Origin of the sequence: Burkholderia sp. TSV86 (assembly GCF_001522865.1) — a bacterium.
GTDB lineage: Bacteria > Pseudomonadota > Gammaproteobacteria > Burkholderiales > Burkholderiaceae > Burkholderia.
Map to the genome: position 1 here is coordinate 415,829 of NZ_LOWB01000021.1, position 16,626 is coordinate 432,454.

Annotated in this window: 13 protein-coding genes; 4 read left to right on the forward strand and 9 right to left on the reverse strand. The window is 67.4% G+C overall.

Annotated elements, in window-relative coordinates; genetic code table 11:
- Nucleotides 1-348 precede the first annotated feature (348 nt).
- Together WS68_RS03990 and WS68_RS03995 are read right to left on the reverse strand one after the other, a co-directional pair.
- Nucleotides 349-1,665, reverse strand: coding sequence for an ATP-binding protein (locus tag WS68_RS03990; protein WP_059569519.1), 1,317 nt, complete (start codon nucleotides 1,663-1,665; stop codon nucleotides 349-351).
- 3 nt (nucleotides 1,666-1,668) lie between these two features.
- Complete coding sequence (locus WS68_RS03995; RefSeq protein ID WP_059569520.1) at nucleotides 1,669-2,334, reverse strand: response regulator; 666 nt, start codon at nucleotides 2,332-2,334, stop codon at nucleotides 1,669-1,671.
- A 190-nt stretch (nucleotides 2,335-2,524) separates the two neighbouring features.
- On the opposite strand from WS68_RS03995, the gene dacB reads away from it, so the two are divergent.
- The 4 genes from dacB (at nucleotide 2,525) to WS68_RS04015 (ending at nucleotide 7,957) form a co-directional block, all read left to right on the forward strand.
- Nucleotides 2,525-4,096 carry a D-alanyl-D-alanine carboxypeptidase/D-alanyl-D-alanine endopeptidase gene (dacB, locus tag WS68_RS04000; protein ID WP_059569521.1) on the forward strand — a complete coding sequence of 524 codons (1,572 nt, stop codon included), beginning with the start codon at nucleotides 2,525-2,527 and terminating at the stop codon, nucleotides 4,094-4,096.
- Between the two features lie 254 nt (nucleotides 4,097-4,350).
- Nucleotides 4,351-5,259, forward strand: coding sequence for a sterol desaturase family protein (locus WS68_RS04005; protein WP_059569522.1), 909 nt, complete (start codon nucleotides 4,351-4,353; stop codon nucleotides 5,257-5,259).
- A gap of 105 nt (nucleotides 5,260-5,364) precedes the next feature.
- The gene (locus WS68_RS04010; protein WP_059569523.1) at nucleotides 5,365-6,504 is read left to right on the forward strand and encodes an SGNH/GDSL hydrolase family protein; all 1,140 of its coding nucleotides are present in this window, start codon (nucleotides 5,365-5,367) and stop codon (nucleotides 6,502-6,504) included.
- A gap of 316 nt (nucleotides 6,505-6,820) precedes the next feature.
- The gene (locus WS68_RS04015) at nucleotides 6,821-7,957 is read left to right on the forward strand and encodes an SGNH/GDSL hydrolase family protein (RefSeq protein ID WP_059569602.1); all 1,137 of its coding nucleotides are present in this window, start codon (nucleotides 6,821-6,823) and stop codon (nucleotides 7,955-7,957) included.
- Between the two features lie 193 nt (nucleotides 7,958-8,150).
- Here WS68_RS04015 and WS68_RS04020 read toward each other — a convergent pair whose 3' ends face one another.
- The 7 genes from WS68_RS04020 to WS68_RS04050 form a co-directional block, all read right to left on the reverse strand.
- On the reverse strand, nucleotides 8,151-9,176 hold the full coding sequence (locus WS68_RS04020; RefSeq protein WP_059569603.1) for an L-threonylcarbamoyladenylate synthase: 1,026 nt from the start codon (nucleotides 9,174-9,176) through the stop codon (nucleotides 8,151-8,153).
- 11 nt (nucleotides 9,177-9,187) lie between these two features.
- The gene (locus tag WS68_RS04025; RefSeq protein WP_059569524.1) at nucleotides 9,188-10,402 is read right to left on the reverse strand and encodes a 5-(carboxyamino)imidazole ribonucleotide synthase; all 1,215 of its coding nucleotides are present in this window, start codon (nucleotides 10,400-10,402) and stop codon (nucleotides 9,188-9,190) included.
- Nucleotides 10,403-10,624: 222 nt separating this feature from the next.
- Entirely contained in the window at nucleotides 10,625-11,149 is a 525-nt protein-coding gene (gene purE / locus WS68_RS04030) for a 5-(carboxyamino)imidazole ribonucleotide mutase (RefSeq protein WP_059520552.1), read from the reverse strand.
- 36 nt (nucleotides 11,150-11,185) lie between these two features.
- Entirely contained in the window at nucleotides 11,186-12,076 is an 891-nt protein-coding gene (locus WS68_RS04035; RefSeq protein ID WP_059569604.1) for a phosphoribosylaminoimidazolesuccinocarboxamide synthase, read from the reverse strand.
- Nucleotides 12,077-12,218: 142 nt separating this feature from the next.
- Entirely contained in the window at nucleotides 12,219-13,283 is a 1,065-nt protein-coding gene (fba, locus tag WS68_RS04040; protein ID WP_059520554.1) for a class II fructose-bisphosphate aldolase, read from the reverse strand.
- Between the two features lie 268 nt (nucleotides 13,284-13,551).
- On the reverse strand, nucleotides 13,552-14,988 hold the full coding sequence (gene pyk / locus WS68_RS04045; protein WP_059569525.1) for a pyruvate kinase: 1,437 nt from the start codon (nucleotides 14,986-14,988) through the stop codon (nucleotides 13,552-13,554).
- Nucleotides 14,989-15,214: 226 nt separating this feature from the next.
- Nucleotides 15,215-16,408: a phosphoglycerate kinase gene (locus WS68_RS04050; protein WP_059569526.1), complete on the reverse strand. Its 1,194-nt coding sequence runs from the start codon at nucleotides 16,406-16,408 to the stop codon at nucleotides 15,215-15,217.
- Nucleotides 16,409-16,626 lie beyond the last annotated feature (218 nt).

Genomic DNA, 16,626 nt, shown 5'->3' on the forward strand with positions numbered 1-16,626 from the left:
AGCAGTCTTAACCGGTTTCGCAGGCGCACGGGCAATGCGTATGCAAGGAGCGCAGCCGGTGGAGCAAGCGTGCGCGCGGCGACGCACGCAGACGCGGGCACGCCCGCGCGCCGGTACGCACGCGCACGCAACGCGCGAAGCAACGCCGATGCGCAACATACCGGACGCCTAAACGCGCGCTCGCGCCGTTGCAACGATCGCCCGGATGCGCGGCGCGAAAGCCTGCGCGTGTTGCGTCCGCGCGCCTCGCGTGAATCCGCCCGGCAAGTCCGGCTCACCCGGCCTGAGGAGTGGCCGCGCGCGGCATACGCGTCGATCAGATACCGGCCGCCCATCGTTCACGCCTCGTCACGCATCGGCCGCGCATGGCAGCCTGACGCTGACGAGCAAGCCGCCCGCCGGCGCTTCGCCCATCGCAATGCTCGCACGCTGCTGCGCGGCGATCCGCTTGACGATCGCAAGACCAAGACCGCTGCCCGACACGTCGGTGCGCGCCCGCGCGGACGAATCGCGATAGAAGCGGTCGAACACGCGCTCGCGTTCGGCGGCCGGAATGCCCGGGCCGCTATCGCCGATCTGCACCAGCGCGCTCGCGCCTTCGCCGCGCGTGAGCGACACGTCGATGCGTCCGCCTTGCGGCGTGTACTTCACCGCGTTGTCGAGCAGGTTGTTGAACATCACGCGCAGCGCGGCGGGATCGGCGAGCACCGCCGCATCCTCGAGCGCGTCGAAACCGAGATCGATATCGCGCCGCTGCGCGAGCGGCGCATGCGCGGCGACGCATTCCTCGATGAGCGCGCGCAAGTCGACGCGCTCGCGCACGGTTGCGTCGCCCGGCTCCGCGCGGGCGAGCGCGAGCAATTGCTCGGCAAGGCGCGTCGCGCGTGTCACGCCGTTTTGCAGATCGGCGATCGCCTCGCGGCGCGACGCGTCGTCCTGCGCACGCGCGACGAGCTGCGCCTGGATCTGCACGGCGGCAAGCGGCGTGCGCAATTCGTGCGCGGCGTCCGCGACGAACGCCTTTTGCGTGTCGAGCGCGGCGGCCAGACGCGCGAGCAGTCCGTTCAGCGCGCGCACGAGCGGCTGCACCTCGAGCGGCAACGGCGTATCGGGCAGCGCGTCGAGCGCGTCGGGCCGGCGCGCCTCCACCGCGCGCGTGACGCGCTGCAATGGCGCAAGACCGCGCCCGATGATCATCCACACCGCCGCGCCGAGAAACGGCAGCAGCACGATGAGCGGCCAAAGCGTGCGCAGCGCGACGCTCGCGGCAAGCCGGTTGCGCACCGACAGCGGCTGCGCGAGCTGCACGACGTTGTCGCCGACGATCGCGCCATACACTCGCCACGCGCCGCGCTCGGTGCGCTCGGTCGAGAAGCCCAGCTCGGCGCGCGGCGCGATCGGCGCGCGCGGATGTGAGAAATACATCAGCACGCCGTTGCGGTTCCAGATCTGGATCACGATCCCCTCGTCGCCGTTCGTGTGCGAGCCCAGCACCTGCGAGAACGGTTCGGACGGCAACGCGGCCGCGATCAGTTGCAACTGGTTGTCCATCACTTCGTTTGCCGCGTCGAGCGCCTGCCGGTAGATCAGCCAGCCGGCGATCCCGACGCCGGCCACGACAATCGCGAGCAGCCAGATCAGCAGTTGATGACGAATCGACTTCACGCGCTACGATTCCTTCACGACCATATAGCCCAGGCCGCGGACGTTGCGGATCAGGTCCGAGCCGAGCTTCTTGCGCAGCGCGTGTATATACACCTCGACGGTGTTGCTGCCGATCTCCTCGCCCCAGCCATACATCTTCTCCTCGAGCTGGCTCTTCGACAACACCGCGCCGGGACGCGCGAGCAGCGCCTCGAGCAGCGCGAATTCGCGCGCGGACAACGCCACGGGCGCGCCGTCGAGCGTGACCTGATGCGACGCCGGATCGAGCGTCAGCGCGCCGTAGCGGACCAGCGATTCGCTGCGCCCCGCCTGGCGGCGGATCAGCGCGCGCATCCGCGCGGCAAGCTCGTCGAGATCGAACGGCTTGACGAGATAATCGTCGGCGCCCGCGTCGAGGCCCTTCACCCGATCGGCAACCGCATCGCGCGCGGTGAGAATCAGCACGGGCAGCGCGAGCCCGCGCGCGCGCAGCGCGCGCAGCACGTCGATACCGTCGCGCTTGGGCAGGCCGAGATCGAGCAGCAGCAGGTCGTGCGCCTCGCCGGTGGTAAGCGCGGTCAGCGCGGCTTCGCCGTCCTGGACCCAGTCGACCGCGCAACCATCGGCTTTCAACGCCTTTCTCACTCCTTCGGCGATCATCCGATCATCTTCGACTAGCAATATCCGCATTCTGAAAAACGTCCGTCGCATGCATTCACGATGGCGGACATTGTAGCGCCGTGCCGTGCCGTGCACGCGCGGACAACGGCGCGATGCAGCGCGGTACGCGCCGTTTTCTCTACAATGTGCGCCTTCGCCGCCGCGCAAGCGCACGGCTGTTCGCTGCGCCTTTCCTGTTCCGGTATCCCGATATTCGTCGATGAATCCACCTGCCCGTCACCTCGCCGCTCCAGCCAGCGTGTGCCGCCCATCCCGCCCGCGCCGCTGCGCCGCAAGCGCCCGCCGCGCGATTCTGCGCGGCGCGATGCTCGCCGCCGCTGCCGCCGCGCTCGCATTCGCCGCGCCCGCCAGCGCGCGCCAGACCAAGCCGCACCGGCCGGCTGCGGCCGCCGTGTCGGCCGCGCAAGGCGTGCTGCCGGCGCCGATGCTCGCCGCACTGCAGCGTGCCCACGTGCCGGCATCGAGCGTGAGCGTCGTCGTCGAGCGGATCGGCAATCCATCGCCGGTCGTCGCATGGAACGCAAGCCGCGCGATGCAGCCCGCATCGACGATGAAGCTCGTCACGACCTATGCGGGGCTGTCGCTCCTCGGCCCCGACTACCGCTGGCGCACGACCGCTTACGCGCAAGGCGCGGTCGACGCGAGCGGCACGCTGCACGGCACGCTGTACGTGAAAGGCACGGGCGACCCGAAGCTCGTGCCGGAAGAATTGATCGACCTGGTCAACCGTATCCGGCGCATGGGCATCGTCAACATCGACGGCGCGCTCGTGCTCGACAAGACGTTCTTCGCGCCGCAAACGCGCGACCTGCCGCCGCTCGACGACGACGTGAGCGCACCGTACAACGTCGGCCCCGATCCGCTGCTTTATGCATTCAAGTCGCTGTCGTTCACGGTGACGCCGACCGACAACGGCGCCGTCGCGATCGACGTGCTGCCCGCGCTGTCGGATCTGACGATCGACAACGCGCTCGTCGCCGGCAACGGCGCGTGCGGCGCGGCCGCGGCCGCCGCCGCACGCCCCGCCGTGTCGATGGGCGCGGACGGCGCGCTCGACGCGTCGTTCGCGGGCGCGTATTCGCAGCGCTGCGGGCCGACGACGACCAACATCGCCGTGCTCGACCACACCGTGTTCTTCGCGCGCGGCTTTCTCGCGTTGTGGCGGCAAACGGGCGGCGCGTTCACGGGCACGGTCGGCGAAGGCAAGGTGCCCGCGGGCGCCCGGCTCGTCGCCACGCATCACGGCCCGGTGCTGTCGAGCGTCGTCCACGACATCAACAAGTTCAGCAACAACGTGATGGCGCGCAACCTGTTTCTCACGATCGGCGCGGTGAAGGGCCACCCGCCCGCGACGCCCGATGGATCGGCGAGCACGATCCGCGCGTTTCTCGCGAAAAGCGGTCTGCCGACGGCCGGACTCTCGCTCGAGAACGGCTCGGGGCTGTCGCGCAACGAGCGCGTATCCGCGCTCGCGCTCGCCGATCTGCTGCAGGCGGCGAACGCGAGCCCCGTCGCGCAGACGTTCGTCGATTCGCTGCCGATCGCGGGCGTGGACGGCACGATGAAAAACCGGCTGACGAACGCGCCGGTGCTCGGCAATGCGCATATCAAGACCGGTACGCTGCGCGACGTGCGCGCGATCGCAGGCTACGTCGGCTCGGCGGATGGATCGAGCTACGTCGTCGTCAGCTTCATCAATGACGATCGCGCGGGCGCCGCACGCGCCGCGCACGATGCGCTCCTCGAATGGGTGTACGAAGGGCCGCGCTGACACGTTCAAATCCGCGCCCAAACACGCGCCGCTTCGCGCGCGACGCACGCCGGCGCGCCGTCATCGCTTAAAACGTCCGCCGGCCACGCCTGCACGCCGGCGGCCGTGCACTACCCATCGAAGATTCCCTCTACGAAACACTCTCGCGCCCGGTACGTCGATTGCGTACCCTTTCGGCTACAACCGAAGACACCAGGCCGCACGCACCGCATCGAGCCGCCCGGCGCCCGATTCGCAATAATGGGGAGACAATCGTGCAATTCAGCATCGAATTGCTGCTGCTCGCGCTTGCGCCGGTCTTCCTGCTGTGCATCGGCTGGGAAGCATGGCACGTCTCACGCACGCGCCCCGCGGAGGCGATCTACAGCCTGCGCGACACGCTCTGCAACGCCGCGCTTGCGCTGATGCATCAAGGCGCGGACAAGCTGGCGTGGATCGTCGTGCTTCCCATCTACGCGTACTGCTATACGCATTACCGGCTGTTCACGTGGGACGACACGTGGCTGTCGTTCGCCGTGCTGTTCGTCGCACAAGACCTGCTCTACTACGTGTTCCATCGCGCGAGCCATCGCGTGCGCTGGCTATGGGCCGCCCACGTCGTTCACCATTCGTCCGAGCGCCTGAACTTCTCGACCGCGATGCGGCAAAGCCTGATGTATCCGATCGCCGGCATGTGGGCATTCTGGCTGCCGCTGGCGTTCCTCGGCTTTGCGCCGCAGCAGATCGTCGGCATCGTGCTCATCAATCTCGCGTTCCAGTTCTTCGTCCACACGCAGACGATCGGCAAGCTCGGCTGGCTCGAATATGTGCTGAATACGCCGTCGATCCATCGCGCGCATCATGCGCGCAACCCGCGCTACATCGATCGTAATTACGCAGGCGTCCTGGTAATCTGGGACCGGCTGTTCGGCAGTTTCGTCGAAGAAGATCCGCGTGATCCGCCCGAGTACGGAATCGTCGAGCCGCTGCACTCGAACAATCCGCTCGTCGCGACGTTCGCCGAATGGCGGTCGATGGCCGTCGACGCTTGGACGGCCGACGGATGGCGCAACAAACTGCGCGCGATTATCGGACCGCCCGAGTGGGCGAGCGCTTATCATGCACGGGCGGCGTCCGACACCGCCGAGGCGTCAGCGCTCGCCACCGTGCGCCGCGGACGATAAGCGCGCGGGCGCCTCGCATCACGGCTTCAGCGATTTACCGCGCCGGCCGCTTCGCTGCCCGGCGCACACCATGCAACACCGACATACCTACGAGGAGATACCCGCATGAACCAGCCGCAACGACCGTCACAACCCACTCGCGCCGCACGCGTGAAACGCTACGCGCAGGCCGTGCTCGCAAGCGTCGCCCTCGCCGCCCTTGCCGCGTGCGGCGGCGGCGATGACAACGGGCAGCCGGCGGCGGGCGCCGGTGTGAACATGCAGGTCGTGTCGTTCGGCGACAGCCTGTCGGATGTCGGCACCTATTCGCCGAAAATCCTGCTGGGCTTCGGCGGCGGCCGGTTCACGACGAATCCGGGCCAGGTGTGGACGCAGGACGTCGCCGCCTATTACGGCAACACGCTCACGCCTGCGTTCGAAGGCGGCTTCGGCGTGCCGCTGCAAGCCTCGGGCGGCTACGGCTATGCGCAAGGCGGCGCGCGCGTGACGCAGCAGCCGGGCGTCGGCCACGCGAGCGCGGGCACGCCGAACGCCGATTTCGCCCAGGCAACGACCACTCCTGTCGCGACGCAAGTGCAGCAATACCTGCAGCAGCACGGCAGTTTCAACTCAAACCAGATCGTGCTGATCAACGGCGGCGCGAACGACATCTTCTATCAGGTGCAGGTCGCGCAGGCGCAAGGCTCGACGCCGGCCGCCCTGCAGCAAGCCGCGCAGCAAATCGGCCTCGCCGCGCAGCAGCTCGCGGGAATCGTTCAGCAGATCGTCGCGGCGGGCGCGACGCACGTGTTCGTCGTCAACGTGCCGAACATCGGCAACACGCCGCTTGCGTTGTCGGGCGGCGCGCAGGCGCAGGCGTTGTTCACGCAGGTCACGACGCTCTTCAACGGCACGCTCGCGGCAGCGCTGAAGGCGCTCAACGTCGATCCGAAGAAGGCGGTGCTGATCGACGCGTTCACGTGGCAAGACCAGATCGCCGCGAACTATCAGGCGAACGGCTTCTCGGTGGCGGCAAACGGCACTGCGTGCAACCTGCAATCGATGATCGCCGCCGCCACCAAGGCCGGCGTGCCGAATCCGACCGCCTTTGGCTCGTCGCTGTTCTGCTCGCCGCAGATGTACACCGCGTCGAACGCCGATCAGACCTACATGTTCGCCGACACCGTTCACCCGACGACCCGCCTGCACGCGCTGTTCGCGCAATACATGGAGCAGCAGATCAAAGCGGCGGGTATCGGCAACTGATCCCGCTGACGCCGGCGCATCGCCCGCGCCGCCCGAAAACGCCTGGTTCGCATCGCGCGAACCAGGCGTTTTTTGTCTGACGAGAGCGTTCGGAGTGACGCCGTAAATCTACTCGTACCCCACTGGGACAAAGCCTTAACCGCTCCTGCGATCTGGCGCACACATCGCGCGCGCGAAGGTCCGTTTGCGCACAAACCACCGGCACCGTACCTCCGATAATCTCATCGCCGGTTGCCTTTCGGGGCTCGATGCGCCGCATTGATGCCTGACGCGACGCAAGCCCGGCCACGCGAATTCCCTCTTGACCGACAAAATCATGAATACGAGACCAACGCTACTCTCTTCCGCCCGCTTCACGACCCGCCTGCTGCGCCGCACCGCCCAAACAGCATGCGCAGGCGCGCTGCTCGCCGTGCTCGCCGCCTGCGGCGGCGGCGACGACACGCCCGCCACCGCCGGCCGCGCGAACATGCAGGTGGTCGCATTCGGCGACAGCCTGTCGGACGCCGGCACCTACGCCAAGCAAGTCCAGCATCTGTTCGGCGGCGGCGGACGCTTCACGACGAACCCCGGCCAAGTCTTCACGCAAGAAGTCGCCGCCTATTACGGCAACACGCTCACGCCCGCGTTCGAAGGCGGCGTCGGCGTGCCGTTGCAGGCCGCGGGCGGCCTGGATTACGCGCAAGGCGGCGCACGCGTATCGCAGCAACCCGGCATCGGCCATGCGCCCGAGGGCACACCGAACGCCGATTACGCCGGCGCGACGACGGTGCCGGTCGCCACGCAGGTCCAGCAATATCTGCAGCAGCACGGCAGTTTCAATTCGAACCAGATCGTGCTCGTGACCGTCGGCGAAGCCGACATTCTTTACCAGATGCAGGCCGTGCAAACGGCCGGCAACACGCCGGCGGCTCAACAGGCGGCCGGGCAGGCAGTCGGCGCGGCCGCGCAGCAGCTTGCGGGAATCATCCAGCAGATCGTCGCAGCGGGCGCGACGCACGTGTTTGTCGCGAACACACGGGATATGGGGCAAACGCCGGTGGCCGTGGCGGCCGGCGCTCAGGGCGCGTTCACGCAAATGTCGCAGCTCTTCAACGGCACGCTTGCCGCATCGCTGAAGGCGCTCAACGTCGATCCGGCGAAGGTCGCGGTCCTCGATCTGTTCACATGGGCGAACAACATCGCCGCGAACGCGAAGACTTACGGCTTCTCGGTGACGAATACGGGCACCGCGTGCAATTTGCAGGCGATGGAGGCCGCCGGCGCGGCGGCGGGCGCGCCGGACCCGTCGGTGTTCGCATGGGCGCTGTTCTGTTCGCCGCCGATGTATACGACGCCTGACGCCGACCAGACCTATATGTTCGCCGACCCGCTCCATCCAAGCACGCGTATGCATACGCTGCTCGCGCAGTATGTGAAGCAGCAGATCGCGGCGGCGGGCATCAGCCGCTGAACCCGGCGCGGCCGATTTCGCGCATCTAAGGAAAATGCCCGGCTCGCGTGACGCGAGCCGGGCATTTTTTGTCGTGATCCGATTTCACCCACGCCGGCGCGGACATGGCAGCGTGCCAGCAATGACGCCCCCATGCGCTGCACACGGGCGGCCGCGTCCTGGCGGGCAGCGGCACGCGCAATCCGCGCATGTGTCATTGCTCGGCGTCGAACGCCGCCGCCGCGCGGCCAAGCCGATCGTTGAGCGCGGCCCACTCGGGCGTATCCGGCAGCTTCTCGACCAGAATGCGCGCGACCCGCGCCCGATCGAGCGCGCGCAGCAGCCCGTAAAGCTCGCGCGCATACCCTTGCGGGTCTTCGGGCGCCGCGACGAAATGCACGCCGTCCGCGTGCGCCCACGCACGCGCGCTCGTCGGGCGCGCGACGAGCGCCACGCGCTCGCCATTGGCACGCGCGGCGGCAAGCCACGCGTCGAGTTGCTCGAATGGCGCGAGCGCAAGCGGTGTACGCGGCGCGTAATGCGCCTTCAACGTGCCGGATGCGCGCGGCGCGCCCGCATCGCTCCCGTCGGGCAACCGGGGCGCGACGCCGAGCACGTCGGCAATCTGCTGCGGCGTCACATGGCCGGGGCGCAGCAGCGCCGGAAATCCACGCGACAAATCGACGATCGTCGACTCGATGCCAACGTCGGACGCACCGCCGTCGAGCACCTGCACCGTGCCGCCGAATTCGTCGCGCACGTGCTGCGCGGTAGTCGGGCTCACGTGGCCGAAACGGTTCGCCGAAGGCGCCGCCACGCCGCCATGCCCGCCGCGCCGCGCATCGAACGCGCGCAACAGCGCCTGCGCGACCGGATGGGACGGGCAGCGCAACCCGATCGAATCCTGGCCGCCGCTCACCGCATCGGGAATACGCGCGGCGCGCTTGACGATCAGCGTGAGCGGGCCCGGCCAGAACGCGTCCATCAGCTTGCGCGCGTCGGCAGACAGCGCATCCGACCAGTAGCCCGGATCGCTGCCCGGCGCGAGGTGAACGATCACCGGATGATTCGCCGGACGCCCTTTCGCCGCATAGATCCGTGCGACAGCGGCCGGGTTCTGCGCATCGGCGCCGAGCCCGTAGACGGTCTCGGTCGGAAACGCGACCAGCTCGCCCGCGTCGAGCCGCGCGGCCGCGTCGGCGATCTGCGCGGCGCTCGGAAACGGTCGATCGTTCGACATCGTCCGCCCCATCAATCGAGCGCGATGCGCAGCAGCCGAGCGCACGCGTTCGCGCCTTCGACCGCTTCGTCGAGCGTCGCCGCGGTGAAATTCACGTGGCCCATCTTGCGGCCGATCCGCGCATCCTCCTTGCCGTACAGATGCAGCCGCGCCGTCGGCATGGCGGCGACCTGATCCCACGGCGGCGTAACCGGCTGCGGCAACGCGCCTGCGTCGGCGGGACCGCCATGCGCGAACCACACATCGCCGAGTATGTTGAGCATCGCCGCGGGCGAATGCTGGCGCGTGCTGCCCAGCGGCAGCCGCGTCATTGCGCGCACCTGCTGCTCGAACTGGCTCGTCTCGCACGCGTCGAGCGTGTAATGGCCGGAGTTGTGCGGCCGCGGCGCCATCTCGTTCGCAACGAGCGAACCGTCTTCGAGCACGAAGAATTCGACGCACAGCACGCCGACGTAATCGAGCGAGGCGGCGATCTTCAACGCCGCTTCGAGCGCGTCGCTCGCCAGCACGTCGCTCGCCGCGGGAGCGGGCGCGACGCTCAGCGCCAGAATGCCGCCGCGATGGGTGTTCTGCGCGAGCGCAAACGTCGCCGCCTCGCCGTTCACGCCGCGCGCGATCAGCGCCGATACCTCGAATGCGAGCGGCAGACGCTTCTCGAGCACGCAAGGCACCGCGCCCATCGCCGCATACGCATCGCGCACGTCCTGCGCGCTCGCGACACGCGCCTGCCCCTTGCCGTCGTATCCGAGACGCGCGGTCTTCAGGATGCCGGGCAGCACCGCCTCGAGTTCGGCGTCGGCGAGCGCCGCGAGCGCATCAGCCGTTTCGATCACGACGTGCGGCGCGACCGGCACGCCGCAGGCCGCGATAAAGCGCTTCTCGGCGATGCGGTCCTGCGCGATCGCAACGCACCGGCCGGCCGGTGCGACGAAGGTGGTCTGCGCGAGAAAATCCAGGCTGGCCGCCGGAACGTTCTCGAATTCGGTCGACACCGCGTCGCAAAGCTGGGCAAGCTCGGTGAGCGCCGCCTGGTCGTCGTAAGCGGCACGCAAATGCCGGTCGGCGACGGTGCCCGCCGGGCTTGCCGGATCGGGATCGAGCACCGCGACGCGATAGCCCATCGCCTGCGCGGCAAAACAGAACATGCGGCCAAGCTGGCCGCCGCCGACCATGCCGAGCCAGGCGCCGGGCAGAATCGGAGAAATCGGAGTGGGGATTGCAGTCATGTCAGCCTTGCATAGGACCGGCTTCGGCGCCCGTGCGCCGGTTTCCGGATCGACAAGTACTCGCCGCGCCGCCCGGCGCCCCGACGGCGGTTGCGTCGGGCACGCATGTCGGCCGCTCCCCGGGGGAAAGCGGTGAAAAGCAGCGCGGACGTTGTTTCATTTCAGGAATCGGCGGCAACAGACGGCCCGGACGCTCCCGCCCAGCCCGCTTGGCCGCCCGCATCACAGCGGCGGCAGCACCATCGCGTGCGCGGCCTCGTTCTGCCGCACGCGAAAGCCAGCCAGCCGGTTCGCATAATCGGGCAACGTGCCCGACAGAATCGACACCGCGAACAGCGCCGCATTCGCCGCGCCCGCCTCGCCGATCGCGAACGTCGCGACAGGCACGCCTTTGGGCATCTGCACGATCGAGTGCAGCGAATCGACGCCCTTCAGATACTTGCTCGCCACCGGCACGCCGAGCACGGGCACCGTCGTCTTCGCGGCGAGCATGCCCGGCAGGTGCGCGGCGCCTCCCGCACCCGCGATGATCGCGCGCAGGCCGCGTTCGCGCGCCTTCTCGGCGTAATCGAACATCTCGTCGGGCATCCGGTGCGCGGACACGACCTTGGCCTCATAAGGCACGCCGAACTCCTGCAGGATCGCAACGGCATGCCGCATCACGTCCCAATCGGAACTGGAGCCCATCAGCACGCCGACCAGCGGCGCGCTGTGCGTGTGATGTTGGGCGTTCTGTACTTCGCTCATCGTGCGCTTCCTCGCGTCAATCAATCGGGGCGCGAATCAGGCGAGCGTACCGCCGGTGATTCGCTCGAGCGCTTCCTGATACTTCGCGCTCGTCTTCGCGATCACCTCGTCGGGCAGCTTCGGCGCGGGCGGCGTCTTGTTCCAGTCCTGCGTCTCCAGCCAGTCGCGCACGAACTGCTTGTCGAACGACGGTGGATTGGTGCCCACTTGATACTGATCGGCCGGCCAGAAGCGCGACGAATCGGCCGTCAGCGCCTCGTCCATCAGGTACAGCTCGCCGTGGTTGTCGAGGCCGAATTCGAACTTCGTATCGGCGATGATGATGCCGCGGGTCGCCGCGTAGTCGGCCGCTTCCTTGTACAAGCGGATCGAGATGTCGCGGATCGTCGCGGCAAGCTCGGTGCCGATGCGGCGCTCGGTTTCCTCGAACGAGATGTTCTCGTCGTGGTGGCCAAGCTCGGCCTTTGCCGCCGGCGTGAAGATCGGCTCGGGCAGCTTCTGCGCGTTTTGCAGGCCGGCCGGCAGTTCGACGCCGCACACCTTGCCCGTCGCCTGATAATCCTTCCAGCCGCTGCCGGCCAGATAGCCGCGCACGACCGCTTCGATCAGGATCGGCTCGAGACGCTTGACCACCACCGCGCGCCCTTGCACCTGCTCGACTTCGTCGGCCGCGACGACCGATTCCGGCGCGTCGCCCGTCAGATGGTTCGGCACGATGTGCGCGAGCTTGCCGAACCAGAAATTGGCCATCTGGTTGAGCACGCGCCCTTTGTTCGGAATCGGCTCGCCCATGATGACGTCGAACGCCGACAGGCGATCGGTCGTCACGATCAGGAGCTTGTCACGGCCGACCGCGTAGTTGTCGCGGACCTTGCCGCGGCCGAGAAGCGGCAGCGAGCGCAGCGTGGATTCGTAAAGGGTAGACATCGTCTTTTCGCAGAAATGAGGGCCAAACAAAAAGGGAAACGCCGTTCCCGTCGATACGCGGGAACGGCGATCTTACAGCACAGCGGGCCGGCAATCGGACAACGGCGGCACGTTGCCGCCGTCCGCGTTATTGCGCGTCGATTCAGCGCACGACTTGCGCCAGTTCGCCCGACTTATAGCGCTCGGCAATCTTGTCGAGCGGCACCGGCTTGATCTTGCCTGCCTGACCTTCGCAGCCGAACGCGACGTAACGCGCGACGCAGATCTTCTTCGCCGCTTCGCGCGCCGGCTTCAGGTAGTCGCGCGGATCGAACTTTGCCGGATTCTCGACGAAATAGCGGCGAATCGCAGCCGTGATCGCCAGGCGCAGGTCGGTGTCGATATTGATCTTACGCACCCCGTGCTTGATCCCTTCCTGGATCTCCTCGACGGGCACGCCATAGGTTTCCTTCAGATCGCCGCCGAACTCGCGGATCTCGGCGAGCAGCTCCTGCGGCACCGACGACGAACCGTGCATCACGAGGTGCGTATTCGGAATGCGCGCATGGATTTCCTTGATCCGCTCGATTGCCAGAATATCGCCCGTCGGCTTCTTCGAGAACTTGTACGCACCGTGCGACGTGCCGATCGCGATCGCGAGCGCATCGCACTGCGTCTGCTTGACGAAATCGGCTGCCTGCTCCGGATCGGTCAGCAGTTGCTCACGGGTCATCGTGCCTTCCGCGCCGTGACCGTCCTCCTTGTCGCCCTTCATCGTCTCGAGCGAGCCGAGCACGCCCAGCTCCGCCTCGACGGTCACGCCGATCGCATGCGCGAATTCGACGACCTTTCTCGACACGTCGACATTGTATTCATACGACGCGACCGTCTTGCCGTCGGCCTCCAGCGAGCCGTCCATCATCACGCTCGTAAAGCCGCTTCTGATCGCCGCCGCGCATACCGCGGGCGACTGGCCGTGGTCCTGGTGCATGACGACCGGAATATGCGGATACGACTCGACCGCCGCTTCGATCAGATGGCGCAGGAACGGCTCGCCCGCATATTTCCGGGCGCCCGCCGACGCCTGCATGATCACCGGCGCGCCGACTTCGTCGGCCGCCGCCATGATCGCCTGCACTTGCTCGAGGTTGTTCACGTTGAACGCGGGCAGGCCGTAGCCGTGCTCCGCCGCGTGGTCCAGCAGTTGACGCATTGATACGAGAGGCATTGTGGTACTCCTTGTATGAAAACCTTGCGCCCTGCACGGCGTGCGGCGCGAGCCCCGGCAGGTGAATGAGCGCGGGGAACCGCCGACGCGGGAGCGTCGAATAGCCGCATTTTATCGCGAAGCGCCGCCGATTCAGACCAAACCAGCATTCGGCGGGCAGTTTGTTACGTCTTCCAGACCGCACTGAAGCGAAAAAAGCAAAAAAATCGCGCGGGGTCGGAAACCCGCGCGATTGGCTCGATCCGGCCCGGGCAAATGCCCGCCGGGCTCAGTAATGCTCGCCGACCCGCACGATCTTCAACGTGTTCGTGCCCCCTGCTTGCCCCATCGGTTCGCCCACCGTCAGCACGACCATGTCGCCATGCTCGACGTAACCGCGCCGCGCGACCAGTTCAAGCGCCTTTTGCAATGCGGAATCGCGATCGCTGTCGAAATCGACGTGCAGCGGCGTGACGTTCCTGAACAGCGCCATCGCGCGCTCACTGGCGACCCGCGGCGTCAGCGCGTAGATCGGCACATGCGTGTAGTGGCGCGACATCCACAGCGCCGTCGCGCCCGATTCCGTCAGCGCGATGATCGCCTTCGCGCCAAGATGGTATGCGGTGAAAAGCGCGCCCATCGCAATCGACTGATCGATTCGTGTGAACGTGCGGTTCAGAAAATCGCGGTCGAGTTCGACCTGCTCGGACTTCTCCGCCTCGACGCAAATGGCCGCCATCGCCTCGATCGTGACGACCGGATACTTGCCCGCCGCCGTCTCGGCCGACAACATCACCGCGTCGGTGCCGTCGAGCACCGCGTTCGCGACGTCCGACACCTCCGCGCGGGTCGGCACCGGCGCGTGGATCATCGATTCCATCATCTGCGTGGCGGTGATCACGAGCTTGTTCGATTCGCGCGCCATCCGGATCATCCGCTTTTGCAGCGCCGGCACGGCCGCGTTGCCGACTTCGACGGCGAGATCACCACGCGCGACCATGATCCCGTCCGATGCGTCGAGAATCTCCTGCAGCGCCGGAATCGCCTCCGCGCGCTCGATCTTCGCGATCATCTTCGGCTTGATGCCGAACGGCGCACCCGCGATGTTCGCGAGCTGGCGCGCCATTTCCATATCGGTCGCGGTCTTCGGAAACGACACCGCGACGAGATCCGCGCCGAGCGACATCGCGGTGCGGATGTCCTCCATGTCCTTCGCGGTCAGCGCCGGCGCGGACAGCCCGCCGCCCTGCCGGTTGATCCCCTTGTTGTTCGACAGCTCGCCGCCGACCGTGACCGTGGTGTGGATCTCGTCGCCCACCACCCGCTCGACCTTCAGCACGATAAGCCCGTCGTTCAGGAGCAGCACGTCGCCCGGCTTCAGGTCGCGCGGCAGCTCCTTGTAGTCGAGGCCGACCCGCTCGTCGTTGCCGAGTTCGCAGCCAGCATCGAGGATGAACGGCTGGCCGGGCGTGAGCATCGTCTTGCCTGCCTCGAACTTGCCGACGCGGATCTTCGGGCCTTGCAGGTCCGCCATGATCGCGATCTCCCGGCCGACCTTGCGCGCGGCGTCGCGAACCATCTCGGCGCGCGCGCGGTGATCGTCCGCCGAACCGTGAGAGAAATTGAGCCGCACGACGTCGAGCCCCGCCTGCATCATCTGCAGCAGAACTTCCGGCGAGCTGGAGGCCGGGCCGATCGTCGCGACTATCTTGGTGGCGCGATGCATGCAACTCCTCGTCTGACTGAGTAAAAGCGCTGGATGGGTCGCTGCGAGAGCCGAAAGCCATGCGGCCCAGCCGCCGCCGCCTCCGTCGGTGCGCGCCGGTGCTCGCGCCCGGCGTCGCTTTGTTCGCGCGCGCCGGCTCGCATCGCCGGCGCCGCATCGTCCTGCCTGCCATGTGCATCCGGCGCGCCTCGCGCGGCCCGCCGGACGCATCATCACGACGCGTGCATCATGCGCGCGTTTCGAGCACCTCGACGGCGGGCAGCTTCTTGCCTTCGAGGAATTCGAGGAATGCGCCGCCGCCCGTCGAGATGTAACTGACCTTGTCGTGGATGCCGTACTTCGCGATCGCGGCAAGCGTGTCGCCGCCGCCGGCAATCGAGAACGCGGCCGAATTCGCGATCGCCGTCGCCAGGGTCTTCGTGCCGTTGCCGAACTGGTCGAACTCGAACACGCCAACGGGGCCGTTCCAGACGATCGTGCCCGCCTTCTCGAGCTGCCCGGCCAGCGCCTTCGCGGTTTCCGGGCCGATGTCGAGCACCAGATCGTCGGGCTCGATCTCGCTCACCTTCTTCACGGTCGCCGCGGCCGTCGCCGAGAATTCCTTCGCGACGACGACGTCGGTCGGAATCGGCACCGACGCGCCGCGCTTTCGCGCATCGTCGATGATCGCCTTCGCCTCGCCGACAAGATCCGGCTCCGCGAGCGATTTGCCGATCGACAGCCCCGCCGCGAGCATGAACGTATTCGCAATGCCGCCGCCGACGATCAATTGATCGACCTTCTCCGCGAGCGACTTGAGAATCGTCAGCTTGGTCGACACCTTCGAGCCCGCGACGATCGCGACGAGCGGGCGCTTCGGATTGCCGAGCGCCTTGCCGAGCGCATCGAGCTCCGCCGCGAGCAGCGGGCCCGCGCATGCGACGCCCGCGTATTTCGCGATTCCGTGGGTCGTCGCCTCCGCGCGGTGCGCAGTGCCGAATGCATCGTTCACGTAGATGTCGCAGAGCTTCGCCATCTTCTGCGCGAGTTCGTCCGAGTTCTTTTTCTCGCCCTTGTTCACGCGACAGTTCTCGAGCAGCACGACCTGACCGGGCGCGACCGACACACCGTTGTCGACCCAGTTCGCGACGAGCGGCACGTCGCGACCGAGCAGCTCAGCCAGACGCTTCGCGACGGGTGCGAGCGAATCCTCGGGCTTGAACTCGCCCTCCGTCGGGCGGCCGAGGTGCGACGTGACCATCACGGCCGCGCCCGCGTCGAGCGCCGCCCGGATCGCAGGCACCGACGCGCGGATGCGCGTATCTTCGGTGATATTGCCGTGATCGTCCTGCGGCACGTTCAGATCGGCCCGGATAAAGACGCGTTTGCCGGAGAGTTGGCCTTCGGCGATCAAATCGGTAAGACGCTTGACTTGGCTCATGGGACTGGATGAAGGTTGGTGAAGGAAGGCGCTTCGAACGCGCGCGGGCGGCCGCCGTGAAAGGCGCCTCGCGCGACCCGCCGGCTTCGCCTGGCCAGGCTCGCGCCGTGCACGCGCGGGAAATTCCGGAAAGGGCCATTCTAGCCGATCCGACTGCCGCGCTGCCGTCCTGCGGCCATCAGCAGCGACGAATTCCGGCGATCAGGCGGGCGAACGCA